We start from the raw sequence: 25,538 nt of genomic DNA on the forward strand, positions 1-25,538 counted from the left end.
GAAGACCCAAAGACTGCTTGGATTAATTGTGCAAAAAAATTCTGAGCCTTTGGGTCAAAAATTTTTATAAAAACTATTTATTATATTAAATATTTTTTTCATCCAAAAAATTATATTTGAATAATATTCTAAATATAAAATAAATTTGAAAATAGATTGAAATAGTAAATTTACTCAATTATAATGGTCTTATAAGTATGAATACCTATCTAAATGAAAAATTTTTAGGGGGGGGGTATTAATAATATTAAATATATTGTATTAAGGAGGAAAAAATGAAGTATATTCGAGAGAATAAGCTAAAGGGCTTATTTAAAAAAGGACTTTGCGGACTATTAGCAATTATCATGTTAATCACTGCATTTCCTTTACAAGCCATAGCAGCACAGCTAAACTACGATGATATAGGTGGACAAAAAAGCACTTATATTAACAATATAGATCCAGTTACACCGGGAAAAGCTGATAATGCAAATGAATATATAAAAGAACCGGAAATGCCGGAGATTTATACCTTGCGCTCAGATTATCTAGTTCAAAAGGATCACAAATGGAGGGTTAATTATCAACCCTATGTGGCAAGTGTCGGAGCAAATGCGACAGCAGAAGAACGAGCTAAGGTAGATAAAAAAATAAACTTACCAGACTTAAAGGGATATGACAAGCAAGAAGACTCCTTTGACATAACTTATGATAGTATAGTTAAGGCAGCTAAAACTGGAGAAAAAACAGGAGATACTTGGCAAAAAGATCAAGAATTCAAATATGATGCAAAGGAAAGTGCATTCTATGTAAAGCATGTATTCCAAAGTTTGACAAATTTTAATGAATATGGAAAAAAAGATGGCGAGACTGACGACCATTTTGGTCTAGTTACAGGTAGAACCGGTTCAATATTAGACATCCAACCATTAGATGATAATTTAATTGAAGGTTTTACACCAGAAGCTGACAAATTAACAAGTATGGTGCCTGAAAACACAAGCGGTTTTCAAGTAGAGTACCGTTACAACCGTAATTCATACGAAATTGATTATGACACAGTAGATGGTTCGGATATTGACAGTAGACTTCTTTATTATGGACAAGTAATTCCAAAAGTAGAAGTACCAACAAAAAAAGGCTCTATCTTTCTTGGATGGAAACCATCAGTAGAAATAAAGGGAAGAGTTGGTAATGTAGATAAAACTTTTGCGGCAAATGAAATTATAAAAGATAATGCAGATAATGCAATTAAAGATTTGGATGCAAATCTAATAGTGCCGGCAAAAAATGTTGTTTTCAAAGCTGATTGGAAAGATGCTCCAAAAGCTGACTATCTAATCCAGTTTTGGACTGAAAAACCAGATTACGATGATAAATATGACACACTTTCTTTGCGTAAGCGCTATGACTATATAGGTTCAAGGAGAATTGAAAATGCAGATACAGGATCAAGACCAGACCTTACTAATTTACCTATCGACGGCATTACCTTCCCGGACTTAAACGATGGACGATTGGAGAAGGCTCAAAATGATCCAAAGGAATTTGCCAGATATTATTTCTTAAATGAGAAATTGACCGAAAAGCAAAACGCATCGAAAGAAAATCCGAACGTTCAAAAATCCGTCTTGTCCACCGGGGAGACGGTCTACAATGTTTACTACGACCGCAGAGTCTACACCCTCTACTTTACATCCATTAATAACGAATATGATGATTATGCCTACTGGCCGATTATTACAAAAGATGGACAAGTCTTAGGTAAGGAAGGGGCTCCTTATAAAGTAGATGTTCGCTTCAACCAAAGCTTAGATAAAATATGGCCAAAGGATGAAGAAATTTCAGGTCTTCCGAAAGGTGATACTAGCGAGCCTACCGGAGATGATGGCTTAATCGGTTGGATGATAAATCATAATAATAACGATAATGGGGTACTAATTTTTCGTGACACGCCGCCTTATCGCTTAAGTGCAGAAGATTTTATCGACCCTGAAGATGTAATGGGGACAGACACCGATCATGGAAATGGCCACGCAGATGAGATACCGATCGCGGATGGGAAAACCAAAGCGAGAGATAAATATGAAATTTCCCTTGGAGCCAGCTACATTGACACTGCTATTCCTTACCATATTGACATTATAAAGGACGATTTTGAGGGCAAGGAACAAATCGATTATGACATGAGCTATTGGAAGAGTGACACGAATACCTACGATTATGAATTCATTTTGCCTCATCTTCAAGGATTTACGCTTAAAAAAGAGAAAAGGCCGGCGCAATTGATAAGAAATGAAAAAGTTGGGGATGTAGATAAAACTTTTGATGAATTAAATGCAGAAAGAAATAAAAAAACGCCTTTTAGAAGCGACGACGACAAGATCGAATACATCTCTCATTTTCCTTGGAGCCAAAAATTATTTGATGGGACGAATGCCTACGATTATGCAAACTACTATCGCAACAAGTACAAGTTAAAACTAAACAACGACCCGAAGGCGATTAAAAATGACAACGAATATGTATTGAACAAAGATATGTTTGATGTGTATTATGAAATGCCCTTAAATAACTTGAACTTAGATACAAATAATGTGCCTAAAAAGCCGGATTGGGTACCTGATAACTGGGAATTCAAGGGATGGGCTACAGATCCTGCCGGTGAAAATTTGCTAAAAGATGGCAAGGAAACAAAACTTCATTATGACCAATTCCTTTTTGCTAAGTGGGGAGAACCTGACGCTAAATGGAAGGTAACCATTGACCCAGATGGCGGAACAATGAGAAATATTACTGTTGAAGATTTAATCTTTAGAAGAAGTGAGGATCACAATGTAAATAAGTCTGCAGTAAAAGAAGCAAATGAAGGTAGCAAGCAAATCTTTACAGTAAACCATAAAGAAAAGCTTAATAAGGTACAAAAGCCTAAACGAAAGGGTTATGACTTTTTGGGCTGGCAAGTTATTAGATACAATAAAGATGGCAATGTAGATACAAGTTACAGAAAGACATATGGCGTTCCTGAACTTTATGCTTTTGGAAATGATGTTGTTGGCGACGTATATATAAAAGCTATTTGGCTTGCAAACAATAAAATAGATGTTCCTGTATATCATCACTTTATTGGTAAAGATGGAAATGAAATAGGAAATCCAAGGAAGTTTATAATCGAAGACGCTCGTGCAAAATTTTACACTGCAGCCACAGCGACAGAACAAAATCAAGATTGGATTTTAATGCCTCATGAAGAACTTATGGCTTTGCCAGATGGCAATAAAGTAAAGGAAGACTACAAGAAATATAACGAGCATCACAAGTTTGATAATACTGACCTCCACTCATTAAAAGTTGAACCGCAATTTATTTTGGGGGATGATGGAAATTCTAAACCTAATCCTAAGGCAGAGTTCAATGAATTCCATTTCTATTACAGACGCTTTAAAACTCGTGACTACAAGGTAAATTATCTTGACAAAAAGGCAAAAGACAAAATTGACGAGATAATGGCAGGTACGGCTACTCTTGAAGAAAAGAAGGCAGCTATTGCAAATATTGTTAAAGATAATAGCATAATACCTCAAGAAGAAGTTGTAAGTAGAAATAGACATTTTGATGCAAGAAATTACAGACGCATTCCAGGTTGGAAGCTTGCAAGCGACCCACAACAACAACTTTTCTATGATGTGGAAGAAGATACAGGAGAGTTTAAAGGTATCAACGGAACAGGTCTTGATGAAATATTCTTCTATTATGAAGATGTTAGAGTTATAGATGTTCCAAAGGATGATCCAGTTCCAGATGGATATGTAAGAGTTACCTACAAGGTAAAAGATGGTGGCTCTTTTACTGACAAAAATGGAAATCCAGTAAAAGAAATAAACTACGATGTCATTAAGGGACTTAAATCAGATTTATTAGTTACACCACAAGAATTACAAGAGGGCGAAGCTAAAGAAGATGGCAAGTATTACATCACTCCAGATGCAGGAAAGAAATTCATAAAGTGGGATGAAAAACCTCTATTAAATGACAACACTATAATAGATAAAAATTACACATTTACTGCATTTTTTGACTGGTCTGATGTAAAGGTTGATACTTTAGTTGTTACTGAATCTTTTAAAGACGGCAATTGGATAAATAATTTTATCCCTACTGAAGATGTGCTTAAAGAACAAGTTAAAAAATTAGATAAAAATGGAAAAGAAGTAGCTTTCCCAACAGGAACAGAAATTACAATCAAGGACAGTGCAGATGAAATCTATGAAAAACTAAGAGAACTTGACAAAGACGATTCAACAGAACTTGTTAGAGAAGTAAAAATCAAGGCAGAGATAAAGTTTTCTGATAACTCTAAACAAGAGATTGAAATACCAGTAAAGGTTTATAAAAATGTTTACGAAGCCCTTACAAGTGGAGCAATGCCAAAAGTTTTAAAGGATGCAACAGAAGCTGATGGAGATCTTATTAATGTCACTGGTAACTATGTAAAAGTTACAGTTAATCCAACAGGAAAGCCAGGGGAAAAAGATTCTAAGATTTACTATGTAAACAAAAACGCTTGGGTAGAAATTCCTGAAATCACTTTGACAGAAGCTGAAAAGAAAGAACTTGGTTTCACTCATTGGTCAGCAGATAAAGACGCACAAAATGAAAATGGTGCTTATGACTTTAGCAAGCGTCATAAATTTACAGAAGAGACAGTCATTTCTCCAGGATTTGAAAAGGATGTAGTTGAACAAACTGATCCTAACAATAAACCTCCTGTACCAGAATCTTATGTGAAGGTAATAGTTAAGACAACAGATAAGGCAACAGATGACACAGCCTTTGAAGAAACATTCTGGGTTAACTCAACTAAGGAAGTAACAATTTCAGTTACTGAACCTACAGGAAAAACTAACCAAGAAGTGGATATACCAAACCTTGGCAAGAAAAATGTTAATTATGAATTTAAAGAATGGCAAAAGGTTAAGACTGGCGAATCTGATGACAACTTAATTGATGTAAGACCAGAAAAAATTGATTTAGCTAAGCATCAATATACAGATAAAGTAACAGTAATAGAAGCTGCTTATAAAAAATCAATTCAAGCAGGAACAATTGAAGATCCATTAAAGACTACAAAATTAGATACGCCACAAGGCAAAGAAATAACAGATAAGGATTTAATTAAACAAATTACACCGCAAGATGGTAAAGAAATTGATTCAATAACAGTTATTTCAAAACCAGATCCAAATACAACAGGTAAGCAAGAAGCAAAAGTTATCGTTAAATACAAAGACGGTACTACACAAGGAACTAATGACAATCCAGTAATAATTCCAGTTGAAGTTCACAAAAACATAATTCCAGCTGGACCAAAGGGAGAAAAGCCAGAAGGCGTTCTCGATAATTATGTGAAAGTTATTTTCAAGGCAGGCACAGGCGGAAAGCTTGAAGATACACTTACTGGAAACTTCATTTATTATGTATCGCCAGAAGTGGAAGTCGATATGACAGAAGTTGCTAGAGACATCAAAAAAACTCCAGACACTGGATATTTTGTAAATGGAGAAAATTGGAGCAACAAAGATAATAAAACTTTAAAGGGAACATTCACAGATAATGAAACAGTTTTTGAATTTGTATTTGATAAGTCAACAGATATAGTAGAAAAAACTGACGATAGTGTTAAAAAACCAGATAGCTATGTAACAGTAATTTTCAGAGCGGACGATCATGGTAAGCTTGAGGGAGATAAGACTGAAAAGATTTATTATGTAAATCCAAAGGCAGGCATCAAACTTGTTGAGTTGGCAGATGGACAAACTGCAGGAGAAAAAGAACTAGCAGTTCCAAAGACAATTGCAGATAAAAACTATCTATTTGAAAAATGGTACGAAGCTATTGATAAAAATAATCCTGTTACAAATAACCTAGAATATGTAGCAAGGTTTGTTAAGGATGGAGTTACTTTGACTTACGATGCAAATGGAGCTGAAGGAAAAGTTCCAGAAGGAGTAACAGTAGCTCAAGGTACTAGCGTAAGACTAGCATCAGCAGCAGGATTATCAAAGAAAGATGCTAAATTTGATGGTTGGAAAATTGGAGATAAAACTTATCAAGCTGGTGATTTAGTAACTTTAGAAGAAAGTAAAACAGCTGTTGCTCAATGGACAAATGATAAAGATATTATCCCTTATGATCCAAAAGACCCAATCACTAGACCAGATGACACTTATGTAAGAGTTACTTTTGACACAGATGAAGGATTAAGTTTAACAGAAAGTAAAGCATACTATGTAAAGAAAGATGCAAATATTACTCTTGCAGAATTAACAAAACCAGCCTACGAAGAAAAAACTGGTTATACTTTTGACAAGTGGGATAAAGAGGATACACTTGTAATTACAGAAGATATAGTTGTAAAAGCTAAGGCAAATCCAATTCCAGATACAATTGAGAAAAAAGACGGAGTAGATAAGCCTAAGGGATATGTGGAAGTTAATTTCACAGCAGGAATCAATGGTAGCTTGGAAGAAGATAAAGTTTACTATGTTAATCCTAGCAAGTATGTAACTTTAGTTCCACCTACTCCAATTGGAGATACTGGATTTGAATTTTCTGCATGGGATATAAATCCAGAAGTTCCAAGAGTTTATACAGATCCAGTTACAACAATTACTGCAAGCTTTAATCCTATAGATGCAGTATCAATTACACCAAAGTCAGGCTATGTAAAGGTTGACTTTGTAATTGAAGGTAATGGCGGTCAAATCGCTAAAGGCGAAACAACAACTTATTATGTTGACCCTAATAGAAAAGTAACGCTAAATGCACCTACACCTGTTGCGGATACTGGCTATGAGTTTAATACTTGGACACCTGATCCAAAAGTTTCACAAGCATATAATAAAGCGACAACAATTAAGGGAACTTTCACTGAACTTGCTCCTATAATTCCTGCAACTGATGATCAAGGAAAGGAAAATCCTAAACCAGATGGCTATGTAACAGTGACTTTTGAAAAGGGAGAACATGGAACAAAGATAGAAGGACAAACTATTTACTATGTAAATCCAAAGGCAAATAAGACGTTGGGCGATCTTACAAGACCAAGAGTAGAAGAAGAAATTGGATATAAGTTTACTAAATGGGATAAGTTGGATAGTAAAGTTATAAGTGAAGATTTAACAGTAAGTGCGATTTACGATAAAATTCCTGATATTATTCCAAAGGATAAGCCAAATGGCGGCGAAAATGATAAACCTGATGGATATATCACAGTAAGCTTTAGTGCAGAGAAAAATGGAAAATTAGAAGGCACAAGTATCTATTATATTAAGCCTAATACAGCAGTTGCATTAAAGGTATTAGAACCAAGAGTTATACCGAACACAGGATTTGACTTTGCTAATTGGGATACACAAATAGAAAAGAAAATCGAATATTCTGATGGCGATGTAATAAAAGCTTTGTACAATGCAAAAGACAATGTAATTCCTCAAAAGAATACTGATGGTTCTGATAAGCCGGAAGGATATTTCACAGTAAGATTTGATAAGGGCGAACATGGAAAAGAATTAACAGGACAAACTGTTTACTATGTAAAACCAAATGTAGAAGTTACAGTACCTGCTCCAAGTGTTAAGGCAAATATTGGATATGACTTTAAGAATTGGGATAAGGACCTTACTCAAACATTTACTAGAGATGAGACAATAACAGCAGAATATACTTCTAAGGATGATATAATCCCACAAAAGAATACTGATGGCTCTGACAAACCAGAAGGCTATAAGACAGTTAAGTTTGTTGGTGTTAATGGAAAATTAGAAGGAACTTTAGTATATTATGTAAACCCAGAAAAAGTAGTGGACCTTACTGATAAGGTTAATGGATTAACAAAAACTCCAGACTTTGCATATACTGAAGTAGGTGGAACTTGGAATCCAACTGAATTTAATAAGAAATTTACAGATGATTTGACAACTTTCACATTTACATTTGTAAGACTTCAAAATGTAATTCCTGAAAACAATCCAGATGGAAGTACAAACAAACAACCTGAGGGCTATGTAAAAGTAACACTTATTCCAACAGATAAGGCAACAGATGCAACAAAGGAAAATAAGGTTTACTTTGTAAATCCTAAAGAACAAGTAACTATTCCAAGTACAGATCCTGTAGGAAGAGAAATTACGGATGCTAATAATAACACCTATACTTTCTTGTTCAAAGAATGGGCTGTTACAAGAGGAACAATTACACCATCTTGGGAACCAGGAATTGAGATTAATGGCAAATTTAATCAAGATACAGACATTACAGCTAAGTACAATGTAAAAGCTGAAAAATTAACTAATGGTCCTATTCCAAAGGATAATGTTGTAACAGGAAAAGGCGATGTTCCAAATCCAAATGATTTGATTAAAAATATTTTTGATCCTAATGATCCAAACAACAAAGATAATTTACCAAAGGGAACAACCTTCACTTATACAAAGGACGGTACTCCTGATGTAAATAACCCTGGAGAAGCAAGAGCAGAAATTGAAGTTCATTATCCAGATGGAAAAACAAGTGTAGTTAAAGTGCCAATTAAGGTAGTTGATCATGTAGTTCCACAAATTGGTGGAGAAAATGGACAAAAACCACTTGTACCAGATTCTTATGTAAAGATAACAGTTGATACAACTGATAATGCAACTCCGAATACTAAATTTACTAAAGTATTCTGGGTTAAACCAAATGTGGAAGTTACAATTCCAGACATTCTTGCTCCAACAGGTAAAGTTGTTGAAGAAGGTAGAGTTACAAAGACAAATAGATTTGTTAAGTGGCAATTAGTTGGAAGTGATCCTGCTAAATTCTACGAAACAGAAATTACAGACACATTCACAAAAGATGAAACGATAGTTGCAACTTACGAATTTGACAAAAATGTAGAACCTAAAGGAAAAGACGATCAATGGATACCACAAGGATCTAATCCATCTCCAAAAGATTTTATAGAAAATCCTTATGACGATAATGATCCTAATAACAAAGATAACTTGCCACCAGGAACTAAATTTGAATTTGTTGGCGGAAATCCAGATACTCAAACACCAGGAACAAATAAGACAACAACAATAAAGGTAATTTATCCAAATGGAGAAACAAGAGAAGTTCCAGTAAAATACAATGTAACTGGCGATGTAGTTGAACAACCAGATCCAAATGATCCAACAACTAAACCAGCTGTTCCAGATAATTTTGTAAAAGTTACTGTAATTCCAACAAAAAAGGCAAAGGACGAAACAAATAGAGTATTCTGGGTAAATCCAGAAAAAGTTGTTACAATCCCTGTAAATTCACCAGAAGTTAAAGATGAACTTCAAAATGATAGATGGAGATTCTCTCGATGGGATACACCTTTGACAGGGACATTTACAAGTGAGACTAAAATAACAGCAATATATGTTGTAGAAGCTGCTCCAATTGTTCCACAACCAAATGTTAAATATGTAATAACAGATGTAGGCGTACAACCAACTAAGGATAAGTACCTAGAAAAAATTACTCCTCCTACTGGCAAAGATATTGGCAATATTGATATTATCGAGCAACCAGACGTAAACAAAAAAGGAGTAAGTTCTGCAACAATAAAGGTAACTTATACAGATGGAACAAGTGTAACTGTTAAAATGGATGTAATTGTTCAAGATAAGTATGTGCCACCAACACCAGAAAGACCAGATGATCCTTATTATCCAGAAAGGCCTTACTATCCAGAGAGACCATACTATCCACTTCGTCCAGAAGTTAGATATGAAACAATAATCCAAGAAAAAGTTGTCAAAGTGCCAATAATTGACAATGCTTATTTCAAAGAAGTAAGGTATATGCAAGGATTTAATGGCGACTTTAGACCTAAGGATGGACTTACTCGTGCTGAGGCAGCACAAATTCTTGCCAACGCACTTGTTGAAGATGGCTACAAGTACAATTCAAACTTCAAACTTTCTTACAAGGACATTGGAGAAGCTTGGTACACTAGAGCTGTCAAGATTGTAACAGAAGCTAATGTATTTGAGGGTTACGATGATGGTAACTTTAAACCACAATCTAAGATTACAAGGAATGAATGGATTGCAACACTAAAGAGATTCCAAGAAATTGGAAATGCAAGTGGAAATCACATGAATTTGAGAGATGGACACTGGGCAATGAGAGAAATCGAAGCAGCATACAATGAAGGCTGGTTAAAGATTTACACTGACGGACTTGCAACTTATAAGGGCGATGAATTTATCCCAAGAGAAGAAGTTGCCGCAGTTTCTAACAAGGCATTCAAGAGAGTTCTTGACAAGACTTACATTAGAAACAACGAAAAGAGTCTAATATCTTACAAAGATGTCAATAAAGATATGTGGTCTTACGAAGACATCCTTTGTGCAAGCAACACTTTCTTATACAAGAATGATTTATACAGAGCACACTGGATTAAAGAAGACAAAAATGTATTCAATATTGATACAAGGGATCTAAATATTGTGCAAGCAAAATTTCAAAGAAATCCTAGATAGGAAAAGTGAATAAAGAAAAAGTGGAGGGCGAAAGCCTTCCATTTTTTTATGAGAAAAATTAAAGATAAAAGATAGATAAATGTTTAGAGACTTTTATTTATATTTTAGGATAAAATAAATTTTTTCAAGCTAAGATAAAATAAATTTTTTCAAGCTAACTCCTCCAAAAATATTTAAGAATAAATTAAATACTTTTGGAGAAGTGGTCATAAAATGTTAAAAAATTAATTTGTGTAAGTAAATTTTGAAGTAGCGATTTAGAAATAAAATCGTAGAAATAAACTTGCGGAAATAAAATTTTGATTAAAAGAAAAAAAGAAATTGTTTTCAAAATTATATTTAAACTTAAAAATAATAGTATTTTCCTTGAGAAAAGCCCAAGATACTAAAAAACATAAAAAAATTTTCAAAAAAAATCTTATGAAAATGTTATTTTACTATTGTAATCTTGTAAAGAGTATGAGATAATTCTTACAGAAACGCAAATACGAATTGGTTCTTAATAACGAACAATTTACATTAATTTTAGGAGGATATTATGGATCTACATTTAAAAGGAAAAGTTGTTATTATTACAGGTGGTTTTAAGGGAATAGGTAGAGCAATTTCATTACAATGTGCTAGAGAAGGTATTATTCCAGTTGTATTAAACAGAAAAAATGATCAAGCTGAACCTTTTGAGAAAGAACTTAAAGAGATTACTGATAAATATTCAATTTATTACATTGATTTGAATAATACAGATGAAATAAAACCTATAGTTGAAGATGTAATTAAAAAGTACGGAAGAATTGATGGAATTGTAAATAATGCTGGAAGAAATGATAATTTAGCATTGGAAACAACAGATTGGCAAGAATTTGAGAAGTCTATTCACGGCAATTTAACTCATTATTATGAATTAGTTCATCAATCAGTAAAATATTTAAAAGAATCTAAGGGTTCAATAGTGAACATAGCATCTAAAACTGCACTTACTGGACAAGGTAAGACAAGTGCTTATGCAGCAGCTAAGGGAGCAATTTTAGGACTAACAAGAGAATGGGCAGCTGCACTTATAAAAGATAGTGTAAGAGTAAATGCAATCGTAGTTGCTGAGGCTTGGACACCTCTTTATGCGGATTGGATAAAAACTTTTGGCGATGAAAAAGCTCAAAAGGAAAGACTTGCCTTAATAACTGATAGAATACCACTAGAACACAGAATGACTGAACCATCAGAAATTGCTAATACTGTAGTATTTTTATTGTCAGACAGAGCATCTCACACAACTGGACAATGGGTATATGTTGATGGTGGTTATGTTCATTTAGATAGAGCTTTAGATTAATTGGGGTTGATCAAATGAATGATAAAAAACAAATTAAGGAATATAGAGGATCTAAAGCAGGACTTGCTATAATTCTTGTAACTTCTTTATTCTTTGTATGGGGTCTTACTATGAATTTAGTAAATGCCCTATATGCACCGATGGGAAATTACATGAGATTAAGTAATACAGAAACCTCTTTATTACAAGTTGCTTATTTTGGGGCATATTTCTTTTTGTCAATTCCTGCTTCAATAATTTCAAGGAAGTTTGGATATAAAGGCGGAATAATGACAGGACTTGTACTTTTTATAATTGGTTCTCTTCTCACGATCCCAGCTACTAATTCAATGAGTTATACTCTTTTCTTACTTGCTATGTTTGTAATAGCTTGTGGTTCTGCAACGCTTGAAACAAATTGTAATCCATATATTACGAAACTAGGCGATCCTGAAAATGAATCAATGAGAATAAATTTGGCACAATCCTTTAATGGGGTTGGAAATATTGTTGGACCTGTTATTTTAGGAAACATAATTGGACAAACTATTAACTATGGAGAGCCAGGATTTGAAGAGGCTAAGCTTGAATTTTTATCCAATACGAAGGGAATTTATATTGTAATAGCCATAGCTTTAATAGCCGTTATAGCAGTATTTTTCTTTGCAAATCTTCCATCGCCACCAGGGGATGATGAAGAAAAGGTAAGGGATGAAAAAACAGGAGAAATTATTTCGAGATTGATGTCAAGAACTCACTTTGTACTTGGAATAATTGCAGAATTTATATTTATAGGACTTCAAGTAGGAGGTATGGCATTATTTTCATCTTATGCAGTTTCTAGTTGGGAAGGTATGACTTCAGGCACAGCGACAAAATATTTGGCAGTGCTTTCCTTACTATTCACAATAGGTCGTTTTGTCACAACACCACTTATGAAAAAATTCGAAGCTGGAAAAATATTAGGGGTTTATATGACTACTTCTGCAATATGTATGGTAACTGTTGGATTGGGACTTGGTAAATTGTCTGTAATATTATTTATGGGTGCATATTTATTTATTTCTATTGGATTCCCAACAATATTTTCACTTGCACTTACTGATATAAAAGGAAATGATGCAAAAACAGGTTCAAGTATGCTTGTAATGAGTATAGTTGGAGCTGCAATAATTCCTTTAATTATGAGTGCTGTTGGAGATAAATTAGGAATTCAAGCTGCAATGTGGTTAACAGTTCCAGGATTCTTATATTGTGCTTGGTATGGATTTAAAGGTTCAAAGAAAAATTTAGAGGTGCAAAATGAAAAAAATTAAAGTTATAGATACACATTTTCATGTATGGGATTTAGATAAACAAAATTTACCTTGGCTTGAGGGTGCTGATGATGTTATTAAAAAAACTTTTACAATAGAAGATTATTTTAATAAATATGATGAAGTCGATGGAATTGATTTTGTAGGCGGAATTTATGTCGAAATAGATGGCGCTGATCCAGTAGAGGAAGACGAAATAGTATATGATTTGTGCAAAAATAATGATAAAATTTTAGCAACTATGATGAGATCAAAAGTTTCGCCAACTATGAGAGTTCCAGTGTTTGCAAAAGGAATAAGAGAACCTCTCCATACAGGGGATTCTCCTAGAGGAAGATGCTTAGAAGAATCTTTTATTGAAGGTTTAAAAAATCTTTCAAAGAAAAATATGCCTTTTGAGTCTTGTAATAGAGTGAATGAATTGGAAGATTTTTATGAAACAGTTAAAAAAGTTCCAGAGGAAACTTTTATTTTAAATCACTTAGGTAATGTTGAAGTGTTAAGTGATGAATACAAAGATGTTATGAAAAAATTTGCATTGTTAGATAATGTATATATTAAGGTTTCAGGCTATAATACATCAGACAAGGAATTTGTAAGAGAACTTTTAAAATTTGTTAAGGAAACTTTTAGAAGTGATAGACTTATGTATGCCTCAAATTGGCCTGTTGTTGAAATATATTCTGAATTTAAAGAACATTTTTCAATTTTACTTGATGAGTTTAAAGATGATGAAGATTTCTTCTTTAACAATGCAGTTAGATGTTATGGATTAGATGTATAATTAAGGCAGTCTTTTTTGACTGCCTATATAAATTGAAAGGATAATTATGAAAGCAAAAATAATCACACCGACAGTTACGATTTTTGATGACAAGGGGAATATTGATATAGAGGGAAATAAGTTATTAATTAAACACTTAATTGATAAGGGAGTTGATGGGGCTGTTCCACTAGGAAGTAGTGGAGAGTTTACGGCTATTTCTTTAGATGAAAAGAAAAAATTGATAAAGCTTTATGTGGATGAGTCTAAGGGAAGGCTTGATTTAATTCCTGGTACTAACTCTCTTAATTTTGACGAATGTGTTGACTTATCTAATTATGCTATTTCTCTTGGTGTTAAAGGGGTTTTGATTCTTCCTCCTTTTTATTATGGTATAAGTCAAGAAGAAGCTTTTCATTATTTTGATGTTCTTGCTCAAAGGGTTAAGGGAGATATTTATATTTATAATTTCCCTGCCAGAACTGGTTTTGATATGAGTGCAGATACAACTTTTAGTCTTGCAAAGAAACATAAGAATATTAAGGGAATGAAGGATTCTACTGCAAATCTTTCTCATACAAAGGAAGTAATCTTAAAAGTGAAAGATTTAAGGGATGATTTTGAAGTTTATTCTGGATATGATGATCATTTTGTGCCAAATGTTATTGCTGGTGGAAATGGATGTATTGCAGCTATTTCTAATTTTGAGCCTAAGTTGTGGTCAGATTGGGTAGCGGCTATTAATGACGGAAGTTTTCATGATGTTAAAGCCATTGGCAATATAATTGATAGGCTTATGCCTTTATATAGTGTTGAAATGAATTTTTCACATATTTTTAAAAAGTTTTTAATAGATGATGGACTTAATATAAGTGAGTATACTATTTTCCCTTTTGAAGACTTGGATAATAAGGATTATGAGTTTGCAAAAGATTTAAGGGATAGGGTTATGTCTAGGAGGTAGTGATGAAGTACGCTCTCAAAGTTAGTGAAAGAGATAATGTTATAACGGTTTTAAGTAAGGTAAAAAAATCTGATCTTGTAAAGTATGTGGATAATGATGATATAAAGGAAGTTACCGCACAAGATGATATTCCTTTGTATCACAAGATTGCACTATGCGATATTAAGGAAGATGAAAATATTGTGAAGTATGGTGAAAATATTGGCAGGGCAAGCAGGGATATTGTTAAGGGCTCTCATGTTCATACGCACAATGTAAAGGATCACAGAGAAAATCTTGAAGAGAAGGAATGAGGTGGTATTTTGAGGACTTTTTGGGGTTACAAAAGAGAAGATGGCAGAGTTGGAATAAGAAATCATGTGTTAATATTACCGGCAAGTATTTGTGCATCGGATACAACAAGATTGATTGCACAAGGGGTAAATGGTGCAGTAACTTTTAATTTACAACTTGGCTGTTCTCAGGTTGGTGTAGATTTTGAGTTGACTTTGGATACTCTTGCAGGTTATGGTGCTAATCCAAATGTGTATGGTGTTATTGTTGTGGGGCTTGGTTGTGAGACTGCTCAAGCAGATCTAGTAAGGGATAAGATCTTAGAGAGAACTACTAAGCCAGTTGAAGTTCTTGTTATTCAAGAAGAGGGTGGCACTTTAAAGACTATCGAAAAGGCACAAAGACTTGCAAAAAAAATGATCGGCGATGCTGCATTAGTTAGAAGAGAAGAGTTTCCACTAACAGAGCTTATTCTTGGGACAAATTGCGGAGGGTCTGATACAACATCGGGTCTTGCTGCAAATCCTACAATAGGTAAGGTTAGTGATAAATTGGTAGAAGCTGGTGGTACTTCTGTACTTTGTGAAACTACAGAATTTATTGGTGCGGAACATATTTTGGCTAGACGAGCAAAAAATAAAGAAGTTCATGATAAAATATATCAAATTATTAAAAATTATGAAGATAAGATAAGAAATGATACTGGTTTAGATGTTCGTTATGGAAATCCGTCGCCGGGAAATATTGAAGGTGGTTTGACAACTTTGGAAGAAAAGTCCCTTGGATGTATTCATAAGGGTGGAACATCAAGCATAAATAATATTTATGATTATTCTAAACAGATAAAAGGTAAAGAGGGATTAGTAATCATGGATACACCGGGCAATGATGCGTCTTCTGTTGGTGGTATAATTGCTGGGGGATGTCAATTGGTTGTATTTTCAACTGGTAGAGGAACGCCGACTGGACACGCTATAGCCCCTGTTTTAAAAATCACTGGAAATAGTGAGACTTATGCTAAGATGAGCGATAACATTGATTATGATGCAAGTTTAGTAATTACAGAAAATAAAAGTATTGAAGAAGCGAGTGAAGAATTATTAGATTTAATTGTTGAGGTATGTAATGGAAAATTAGTTCAAGCAGAACTTTTAGGCTATACAGAAACTGCAATTCAAAGAGCTTCTGCCTTCGTTTAATTATTATAGTAAGAGCCTAAGGGCTCTTTTTTTTTGTGGTCAATTAATATATAATGATAAAGTTAAAAAGATTTGTAATGAAATTAAACTAAATTTTTAATATTAAATTTTTTATTCTTAGGAAGGAGTAAAGTATGCATAAACCAACAGAGAGAGTGCTCCAAATACTCTTGACTCTTGCTTCTGAAAAGGAGGATCTCACTTTAAGTGAGATTTCTGATAAGACTGGTATTCCAAAAAGTACAATTTCACCAATATTGACAACTATGGTTGAGCTAAAGTTTTTATCAAAAAAAGATAATATGAAGTATAGAATTGGAATTAATTCTTTTATAGTTGGCGAGTCTTATATTGATTCTACATCAATTCTTGAAATGATAAAAAATTATATGACAGAAGTTGTAAAGGAATGTAATGAGATTTGTCAACTTGGTATAGTTCAAGATAATAAGGTATTTTATATTGCAAAGAAAGAACCTAAGCAATCAATTCAACTTATGAGTTATGTTGGCAAGTTTTTGCCAATATATTCGACGGCTTTGGGAAAAGTCTTGATCTATAAAAATAGCCAAAATGAAATTAGAGAGTTGATTGGCGCTGATATGGAAGCTTTGACAAAATATACGATAACTAACATAGATGAGTTTATTGATGAAATTGAAAAGGTTAAGTCAAGAGGTTATTCTTATGACATTCAAGAAACAAGTTTAGATGCAAAATGTGTTGCTGTTCCAATAGAAAAAGATGGAAAAGTCATAGCTGCGATGAGCGTTTCTGTGCCGACTTTTAGAAGTAGCGAAGAGAAGTTAAAGGGTATTTTAGATATATTGTTAAAATATAAAAAAGAAATAGAGAGCACCTTTGAATACACTATATTCAAAGATGAAGATTTAATATAAAAGGAAAACTCTTCTAATTTTTAAGTTAGAAGAGTTTTTGTTTTATCTCTTATTTTATTTAAGCCATTAATTTTCTGAACATTTCAATGACTTGTTCTTTAGTAGCTTCTCTTGGATTTCCTGGATAACAAGCGTCATTTAATGCATCTGTTGCAAGTTGATCAAGGTCTTCTTCTTTAATTCTTTCGTTAGTTTTAGGAATTCCAACATCTGCTGATAATTTTTCAACTGCTTTAATTGCTGCGTCTCTATATTCTTCTTGAGTCATTTTATCGACACCTTCAACTCCAAGTGCTATTGCAATGTCTTTATATCTTTCGCCAGTATAATCTCTATTAAATTCCATTACAATTGGCAAGAACATAGCACAAGCAACACCGTGAGGAGTATCATAATGTGCAGATAATGTGTGAGCCATTGAGTGATCAATACCAAGTCCAACATTGGAGAAACCCATTCCAGCAATATATTGAGCTAGTGCCATACCTTCTCTGCCTTCTGGTGTATTTTCCACTGCTCCTCTTAAATGTTTTCCGATTAATCTGATTGCTTCAATGTGGAACATATCAGTCATTTCCCAAGCATCTCTTGTAGTATATCCTTCAATTGCGTGAGTTAATGCATCCATTCCAGTTGCTGCTGTAAGCCCCTTTGGCATTGATGACATCATATTAGAGTCAACTATTGCTACTATTGGCATATCATGTGGGTCAACGCATACAAATTTTCTTTCTTTATCCACATCAGTAATTACATAGTTAATTGTAACTTCTGCTGCTGTACCAGCAGTAGTAGGAACTGCAATAATTGGAACGCAAGGATTTTTTGTTGGAGAAAGTCCTTCTAATGAACGAACATCTTCAAATTCTGGATTAGTTATAATGATACCAATAGCCTTTGAAGTGTCCATTGAAGAACCGCCACCTATTGCTATTATAAAGTCAGCGCCAGAGTTTTTGAAAGCTTTTACGCCATTTTGAACATTTTCAATTGTTGGATTAGGTTTTATATCAGAGTAAAGTTCGTAAGGGAAATTTTCTTTGTCAAGCAGGTCTGTAACTTTAGATGTCACATTAAATTTTACAAGGTCTGGGTCTGATGCCACGAAAGCCTTTTTAAAACCTCTCATTTTAATTTCAGAAATAATTTCATTGATTGAACCTTTTCCGTGATATGAAGTTCCATTTAGAATAATTCTTTTTGTCATAATTCTATCCTCCTAAAAATTATAAAACTATACGCATTTAAGAAACGTAAACTCAAATACAAATTACGATTTAATAATAGTATTAAAATGTTTTTTTGTCAATGCTTTAGAATGAAATTGTGATAAAATAAACTTAAAATTATTAGATAAAATAAAAAGATTTCTAAGCTTGGAAGGGCAAATTAAAATAAGCTATTTAAAGAAAGAGAACCATGAAAATTTTATCATGGTTCTCTTTCTTTAAAAAACTTTATTATGGAATATATTTTTTGTTTTCTTTGCCTAATTTATACTGTGCCATTGTTGATACAACTGTGTAGACTAAAATTGATGCCAAGTTTGCAGTTACAGAGTCATGGTCAAATCTTGGAGAAACTTCCGCAATGTCAAAGCTCATTGGCTTTCCTGTTGAGAAGATGTGTTTTAAAAGTATGATTACTTTTTCTGGGTCAACTCCAAGAGCTTGTGGCGCAGAAACTCCTGGCGCAAAGCTTGATGTGAAACAGTCCATACAAATTGTAATATATATATGGTCTTGTTCTGCAATGTACTCGTCAAGATCATGGACTATTTCAAAGAAGTTGCCATTTATCAAATCTTTTCCCAAAACATATTTAACTCCCAAGTCATCAGCAGTTCTAAAAAGCGAAAGAGTGTTGGAGTGTTTTTGAATACCCATTACATAGTAGGCATATTCAGTTCCCTTTTCACGAGTATAGTCTGCAATTTGTCTAAACATTGTGCCACTTGTTCCATTTCCCTTTTCGTAAGGTCTAAGGTCAAAGTGTGCATCAAAGTTTAATATTCCAAGTTTATTGTCTTCTTTGTCATCAAGGTAAGTTGAAAGTCCCTTGTAGTGGCCAAAGGCAGTTTCGTGACCACCGCCTAATACTAGGGGAAATAAATTTAATTCTAGAACTCTTTTTACAGCTTTAGCTAGTTCGTCTTGGCTTGCTTCAAGAGTTGTGTACTTGCTTGTGACATTTCCGCAGTCAAAAATTTTAAGCTCTTTAGAAAATTGACATGGAAGTTTTGCAAGTTCCTTTCTTATAGCAGCAGGACCTGCAGCAGCACCAAATCTTCCCTTGTTAAGCTCAATACCTTGGTCTGATTCAAATCCTATAATTCCAAATCCTAATTTGCCTTCGAAGGGAGTTAGGTTTTCATCGTTTAAGTCAAGTGGCTTAACCCATTGATGCCATCTAAAGGATTCATAATCATTTTCGTCATCAACTCTGCCTGACCATATTCCCATTTCTTGTGGGCTGTAATAATTTATCATTTTACACCTCAGTTTACTTTATTCTTTGGAGTTTTTCCATTTTTAAAATCAATTAGATTGTCCTTTGCATTTTCGCCCATCTCAAGCCTTGCCTCAAAAGTTGCATTGCCAAGGTGAGGAGCGAGAATTACATTATCAAGGTTCAACAATTTTTCATTTACTTTTGGTTCTTCTTCATATACATCAAGAGCGGCACCTGCTATTTCCTTTTCTATAAGTGCATGGGCAAGAGCATCTTCGTCCACTATTGGACCTCTTGACGCATTTATTAATATAGCACTTTTTTTCATTATTTCAAGTTCTTTTTTAGAAATCATGTGGCGAAGTTCTGGCACAAAGGCAGTGTGTAGACTCAAGAAGTCAGAATTTTTTATTACATCGTCCTTATCTCTATATTCTATGCCAAATTCCTTTTCAAAATCTTCCTTTCTCGTGCGGGAATAATAAATTACTTTCATTTCAAAGGCCTTGGCTCTTTTTGCTAGGTTCTTTCCTATATTTCCAAGACCTATTATGCCAAGAGTTTTGCCTTTAAGTTGACTTCCAAGGTAAAATGTTGGTCTCCAGCCATAAAATTCTCCCTTTCTTGTAACCTTGTCGCCAGATACAATACGCCTTGCAGCAGCAAGCATAAGACCAAAGGCAAGCTCAGCAGTAGAGACAGCAGAAGCAGGAGCAGGTGCATTTGTAACTACAATATTTTTTTCTCTGGCGTAATTTATGTCGACGTTGTCAAAGCCTGCTCCGTAGTTTGCAATAATTTTCAAGTCCCTTCCTGCGTCAATTACATCTTTGTCGATTTTATCAGATAGGGGACAGAGAAGGGCGTCTTGTCCCTTAATCATTTCTATAATTTCTTCTTTTTTAAGTGGAACATTGGAGTTGTGGTAGCTTATCTCAAAATTTTTATCTAGTTCATCGTAAGTTTTTTCTGGAATATTACTTGTAATTAATAGTTTCACAAAATCACCTCATTACTTTTATTTTAACATATTTAAGAAATATATTAAAAGATGAGAAAAATTCTATAAAGGGGAAAAGTCTAGGATTGTCAAACATTTGTGACAAGAAAGAAACAAAAATAGTGTCGATGATTTCTCATCAACACTATTTGTTATAAGATCTTTAATTTAAGAACTTTTGCAAAAGCCTATTTTTTATATATAAATGTTTTTTATTTTACATCAATAAGTAACAACTAAATCTGTATCTCTAACAGAATATGCATAAATAACCTGATTAAAAGGCATCATGCATATCATAAAACTAAAGTAAATCAACTTGCTTTGCTACAAAGAAAACTATTAAAAATAAGATACCAGCAATATTAAATAAATTCTTATATAACACTTTATTTAATGTAAAGTTTAATTTTAAAGCCGATTTGATATCTTCATTTTCTAATTCTTCAATGTCATTCTCAATTTTTTTTAACTTCCTTGTTTGATACATTTCATTAATTAAAAGACATGCAAGAAGCAAATATGTAAATCTAAAATTAATATTAATCTCCCCTTTATTAACTAATTACTTTCTAAAAGTATATAATATAATGTTTTAAAATTCAATATTTTATACCTTGAGTTGACAAATCAAGATATTAAAAGAAAATGTATTAAAAAATTAGGAAATATTGTTTTTTAATATGGAATATGAAATAGAAAGGCTTAGATTAATTTGAAACTCATAAAATAGATAGCTTTTACAATGATTTGCATAAGTTTATTTTATCTTTTTTTGAACTTTAAAAAATTTATATATTCCTATATAATAGAAAGGGTAAGGAGTGATTAGGTGCAAAGTAATGGAAATAAATTGGGGACTATGTCAATCCCAAAACTTTTATTTCAAGTGTCCTTTCCCCTTCAAAATATAATGATAGGAATGCAGTGGGAATGGCAATTGGCGGTAAAATAGGAGCTGTATTTAGCGTGGTAGGTGGTTCAATCGTAGGAACATTGGCTGGAGGATATTTTCCAGAATACTATATATCTATAAAAAAACAAGTACAATATGAATATCCTATAAATACGCAAAGACCTAAAATGAGAGCCATTAATTATATTTATCATGGTCCTAAATATGATAGATATCAAAACTACTGGTTTTCTTTTTAAAAAATATTAAACTTTTTTAGTTTAGGACTAATTTAGTATTATGAAAGCTTTAAAAAAAATAATTATAACAATTATTGGAATTAATATATTTTATTTTTTGTTCAATCATTTTACAGGCGTTTCTTTTTTTAATTTTTATACAAAATATATAAGAAGTTCTAAATTTGGTAGATATTATTTGGATATTCTCTTATTAGTTTGCTTAGCCATAATTTTGATATATTTTTCTAAAAAAAATGAAGCTGGGAAATGATGTATAACCTTATGTAGATTTGTAACTGATGTTAGACCAAAAACTTAAAAAATAAATATACCGTATGTTAATCTATTATTGATTAGTCAACTATCAATAATAGATTTTTTTATAAGGTATATTCCAATTTAATGATTACATAGGGAGTCTATTAGATTTATAAAAAGATCTATTCATTTGATATGTCAAATTCTCATAACTATAAAATCTTTCATTATCATTTCTATAGTTTCTCTCAATTTTCCCTTATGTCTATGAGTTCTAGTACGTATTAATTGATGTCTAATTTCCAGACTATCACATAATTTATCTATAAGGCGAAGAAAATTATCTTTACGAGAGTATTTAGTTCCATCAAATTTTTTATTGCACATCATTAAAAAACTTTAGATATCTTATATTTTCTAGTAACAAAAGCTACAGAATGACAGTTTCTATATTTTTTACTGCATGATATCTTGTTTGTAATGTGTGTAGTAAATATATTTGTGTTTTTAGTATAATAGTCTTCATAGAGAGTATCCTTTCTTTTGTTTTTTGGTTAATGCAATTATATAAGATATTTCTCTTTTTTTTATTGGACACACATCAATTAGAAGGCTACAAAAGGCTTTATAAGAAGAGGAAAACGTATTGACAAATGGGCGAATAAATGTTATTTTTAAGATAAAAAATAGGAGATGTTTCCAATGTCTTATATATAATGCAAGTTATATTATATTGGATATTAGGAGGTAAAAATGAAAAAATATACAGCTTTATTACTTGCCTTGTTGCTTCTATTTTTTTTCTACTTTTAATAGTGTGTGGGCATATGATAAAGAGGCAAATTTATTAATGGTAGATATACTATCGAGCAATGAAAAAAAGACGGTTAAAATCTGTAGAAGATTACTCTACATACTAGTCTTTTAAAATTAAGGCGATATTTATGAAAGAAAAAGTTAAAAATCTGATGTTAAATCCTGCTATGCAGATAAAAATAATAGCATCTTTTTTCATATTTATGTTATTTATAAAATCCTATGTCGATACTAGCTTTATATTATCTTTGATTGATGAGGTTATATTGACGTATTTTATAATTAATTTTATATTTCTTTTTGTAAATAAAAATAAATTAGGAAAACAATTTAAAAAAAAATTGACAGAAGTTGTTATTTTGGCATTACCATTTGTAATTGGACGTTTAATCTCAATAGTAATAATTACTATTATAAAAGTTTTATAATTTAAAAGTTAAAAACATAAAAATATGGTTTAGGAATAATTCTTTAACCATATTTTTATAGCGATAGGTTGTAATACTAAACACTAATTAAAAATAAGTGTATTTTTAATTAGCTTAACAGTTATGATACTATTTGGAAGAAAGGGGTTAGCTTTTAACTCTATAATTTATTTTATAAATTATATTAAATGGAAAATTACATGAGATATGGGAAAAACATAAATCACCTAGCTTTTTTTCAAAATGTTGAAATTATAATATCTTTTATGGGTCTAGTTTCATTTATCTATACAATTACGAACATATTATTACTGTTAAAAGAAAAGAATGATATTTAAGAAGTTGGGAATTTTCCTAACTTCTTTTTTATACTTCAAAAATCTTATAATCTCCTATATAATATATAAAGTTAAGGAGTGATTAGGTGCAAAGTAATGGAAATAAATTGGGGACTATGTCAATCCCAAAACTTTTATTTCAGGTATCCTTTCCCATTGTAGTTTCCATGTTTATACAGTCCATGTATAATTTGGTAGATTCCTATTATATAGGAAAGATTAACGAAGAGGCCTTTACAGCAATTTCCATTGCCTTTCCCATTCAAAATATAATGATAGGAATTGCAGTGGGAACTGGCGTTGGTATGAACTCTTTGATATCAAGGTACTTGGGAGAAAAAAATTATGAAAAATCAAATAGGACTGCCGAGACTGGTCTAAGCCTTGCAATTATTTATGGAATAATTTTATTAATTTTATCAAGATTTTTGCCAAGGCCCTTCTTGTCAGCCCAGACCACTAATGAAAATATAATTGCTTATGGAATAGAATATCTTCAAATAGTAATGGGATTTTCCATGGGAGTTTTTATACAGATTTTTCTTGAAAGAACTTTGCAGTCTACAGGAAGGTCAATTTTTACTATGCTCACTCAACTTATTGGAGCAGTCTTAAATATAATCCTTGACCCAATATTTATCTTTGGATATTTTGGTCTTCCTGCCATGGGAGTTAAGGGAGCGGCGATTGCAACTGTAATGGGACAAATTATTGGAGCTCTCTTTGGATGCTTCTTCGAATATAAATTCAATGAAGAGATAACAATTAAGAAACCAGTTTTAGATTTAGAAATTGTAAAGGGAATATACGTAGTTGGAGTTCCTTCCATGATTACTATTACAATTCAGTCCTTTACTATTTATGTTCTAAATAAAATGTTATCTGCGATTTCAACTTCTGCAATTGCGGCACTTGGGGCCTACTTTAAGGTTCAGTCCTTTGTCTTTATGCCAATCTTTGGAGTGAACAATGGTCTCGTGCCAATAGTCGCCTATAATTATGGAGCAAAGAATAAAGATAGAATAATAAAAACCATAAAACTTGCCTTTATTACAGTAACTTTTATGATGATTTTTGTATCAGCGATAATTATGATTTTTCCAAGAGAAATACTTGGTATATTCTCTGCCAGCGGCAAGATGCTTGAGATAGGAATACCAATGCTTAGGATATGTGCTCTTTCCTATATTTTTGCAGGTATATCAATAGTTGGCACAGCAGTATTCCAAGCCTTTGGCAATGGAACTTTGGCATTATATGACTCTATTTTAAGACAAATTATCCTCCTACTTCCAGTGGCATATATTGCTATAAAGTTTTTCACAGTAAATGAAATTTGGTGGGGATATGTAATTGCAGAATTTGCATCCACACTTTTTGTAATTTATTTGATGAATACCTTTGTTAGAAAAAAATTAGAGCTTATTTAAACCTTAAAAGTGGCTTAAATGTTGAAAAAAATTTGAATTTGATGTATTATGAAGTTAATTTAAAAAATCCTAGGAGGAATAGCATGGCTAAAGCAAAATTTGAAAGAAATAAACCACACGTAAACATTGGAACAATCGGTCACGTTGACCACGGTAAGACAACACTTACAGCAGCAATCACACTTGTAATGAACAAGAGATACGGCAGCGGAGAATTCGTAGACTACGCAAACATTGATAAAGCACCAGAAGAAAGAGAAAGAGGAATCACAATCTCAACATCTCACGTAGAATACGAAACACCAAACAGACACTACGCACACGTAGACTGCCCAGGACACGCTGACTATGTAAAGAACATGATCACAGGAGCAGCACAAATGGATGGAGCAATCCTAGTATGTTCAGCAGCAGAT

General features: G+C 32.7%; 15 protein-coding genes and 1 pseudogene. 12 read left to right on the plus strand and 4 right to left on the minus strand.

Annotated elements, in window-relative coordinates; translation table 11 throughout:
* Window positions 1–275 precede the first annotated feature (275 nt).
* The 8 genes from PTSHG_RS09685 to PTSHG_RS09405 all read left to right on the plus strand — a co-directional run bounded on the left by PTSHG_RS09685 (window position 276) and on the right by PTSHG_RS09405 (window position 17,264).
* Window positions 276–10,541, plus strand: a complete 10,266-nt coding sequence (locus tag PTSHG_RS09685; protein WP_019108377.1) for an InlB B-repeat-containing protein — start codon at window positions 276–278, stop codon at window positions 10,539–10,541.
* Between the two features lie 538 nt (window positions 10,542–11,079).
* Window positions 11,080–11,871, plus strand: coding sequence for an L-fucose dehydrogenase (locus PTSHG_RS08005; protein ID WP_019108378.1), 792 nt, complete (start codon window positions 11,080–11,082; stop codon window positions 11,869–11,871).
* 14 nt (window positions 11,872–11,885) lie between these two features.
* Window positions 11,886–13,166, plus strand: a complete 1,281-nt coding sequence (locus tag PTSHG_RS08010; protein ID WP_019108379.1) for an MFS transporter — start codon at window positions 11,886–11,888, stop codon at window positions 13,164–13,166.
* On the plus strand, window positions 13,153–13,950 hold the full coding sequence (locus PTSHG_RS08015) for an amidohydrolase family protein (protein ID WP_019108380.1): 798 nt from the start codon (window positions 13,153–13,155) through the stop codon (window positions 13,948–13,950). Before PTSHG_RS08010 ends, PTSHG_RS08015 begins: the two co-directional genes overlap by 14 nt.
* Before the next feature lie 46 nt (window positions 13,951–13,996).
* On the plus strand, window positions 13,997–14,893 hold the full coding sequence (locus tag PTSHG_RS08020; RefSeq protein WP_019108381.1) for a dihydrodipicolinate synthase family protein: 897 nt from the start codon (window positions 13,997–13,999) through the stop codon (window positions 14,891–14,893).
* Between the two features lie 2 nt (window positions 14,894–14,895).
* Complete coding sequence (locus PTSHG_RS08025; RefSeq protein WP_019108382.1) at window positions 14,896–15,186, plus strand: UxaA family hydrolase; 291 nt, start codon at window positions 14,896–14,898, stop codon at window positions 15,184–15,186.
* Window positions 15,187–15,195: 9 nt separating this feature from the next.
* Complete coding sequence (locus PTSHG_RS08030; protein ID WP_019108383.1) at window positions 15,196–16,365, plus strand: UxaA family hydrolase; 1,170 nt, start codon at window positions 15,196–15,198, stop codon at window positions 16,363–16,365.
* A gap of 134 nt (window positions 16,366–16,499) precedes the next feature.
* On the plus strand, window positions 16,500–17,264 hold the full coding sequence (locus PTSHG_RS09405) for an IclR family transcriptional regulator (RefSeq protein ID WP_019108384.1): 765 nt from the start codon (window positions 16,500–16,502) through the stop codon (window positions 17,262–17,264).
* 58 nt (window positions 17,265–17,322) lie between these two features.
* On the opposite strand, the gene fucO is transcribed toward PTSHG_RS09405, so the two are convergent.
* The 3 genes from fucO to PTSHG_RS08050 all read right to left on the minus strand — a co-directional run bounded on the left by fucO (window position 17,323) and on the right by PTSHG_RS08050 (window position 20,715).
* Window positions 17,323–18,471 (minus strand): lactaldehyde reductase, encoded by a 1,149-nt coding sequence (gene fucO, locus PTSHG_RS08040; protein ID WP_019108385.1) that lies wholly within the window; start codon window positions 18,469–18,471, stop codon window positions 17,323–17,325.
* 253 nt (window positions 18,472–18,724) lie between these two features.
* Window positions 18,725–19,753, minus strand: a complete 1,029-nt coding sequence (hutG, locus tag PTSHG_RS08045; protein WP_019108386.1) for a formimidoylglutamase — start codon at window positions 19,751–19,753, stop codon at window positions 18,725–18,727.
* A gap of 8 nt (window positions 19,754–19,761) precedes the next feature.
* Complete coding sequence (locus tag PTSHG_RS08050) at window positions 19,762–20,715, minus strand: 2-hydroxyacid dehydrogenase family protein (RefSeq protein WP_019108387.1); 954 nt, start codon at window positions 20,713–20,715, stop codon at window positions 19,762–19,764.
* A gap of 933 nt (window positions 20,716–21,648) precedes the next feature.
* On the opposite strand from PTSHG_RS08050, the gene PTSHG_RS08065 reads away from it, so the two are divergent.
* Window positions 21,649–21,870, plus strand: coding sequence for a hypothetical protein (locus PTSHG_RS08065; RefSeq protein WP_019108390.1), 222 nt, complete (start codon window positions 21,649–21,651; stop codon window positions 21,868–21,870).
* Window positions 21,871–22,455: 585 nt separating this feature from the next.
* On the opposite strand, the pseudogene PTSHG_RS10325 reads toward PTSHG_RS08065, so the two are convergent.
* A pseudogene (locus PTSHG_RS10325) lies at window positions 22,456–22,636 on the minus strand (IS481 family transposase); the annotation flags it as partial.
* A gap of 418 nt (window positions 22,637–23,054) precedes the next feature.
* On the opposite strand from PTSHG_RS10325, the gene PTSHG_RS08075 reads away from it, so the two are divergent.
* The 3 genes from PTSHG_RS08075 to PTSHG_RS08085 form a co-directional block, all read left to right on the plus strand.
* Window positions 23,055–23,354, plus strand: a complete 300-nt coding sequence (locus PTSHG_RS08075; RefSeq protein WP_019108392.1) for a hypothetical protein — start codon at window positions 23,055–23,057, stop codon at window positions 23,352–23,354.
* A gap of 424 nt (window positions 23,355–23,778) precedes the next feature.
* Window positions 23,779–25,122, plus strand: coding sequence for an MATE family efflux transporter (locus PTSHG_RS08080; RefSeq protein ID WP_019108393.1), 1,344 nt, complete (start codon window positions 23,779–23,781; stop codon window positions 25,120–25,122).
* An 83-nt stretch (window positions 25,123–25,205) separates the two neighbouring features.
* A partial coding sequence (locus tag PTSHG_RS08085; protein WP_026088877.1) for a GTP-binding protein occupies window positions 25,206–25,538 on the plus strand: 333 nt, incomplete at its 3' end.

It is taken from the genome of Peptoniphilus senegalensis JC140 (assembly GCF_000321025.1).
Taxonomy (GTDB): domain Bacteria; phylum Bacillota; class Clostridia; order Tissierellales; family Peptoniphilaceae; genus Peptoniphilus_A; species Peptoniphilus_A senegalensis.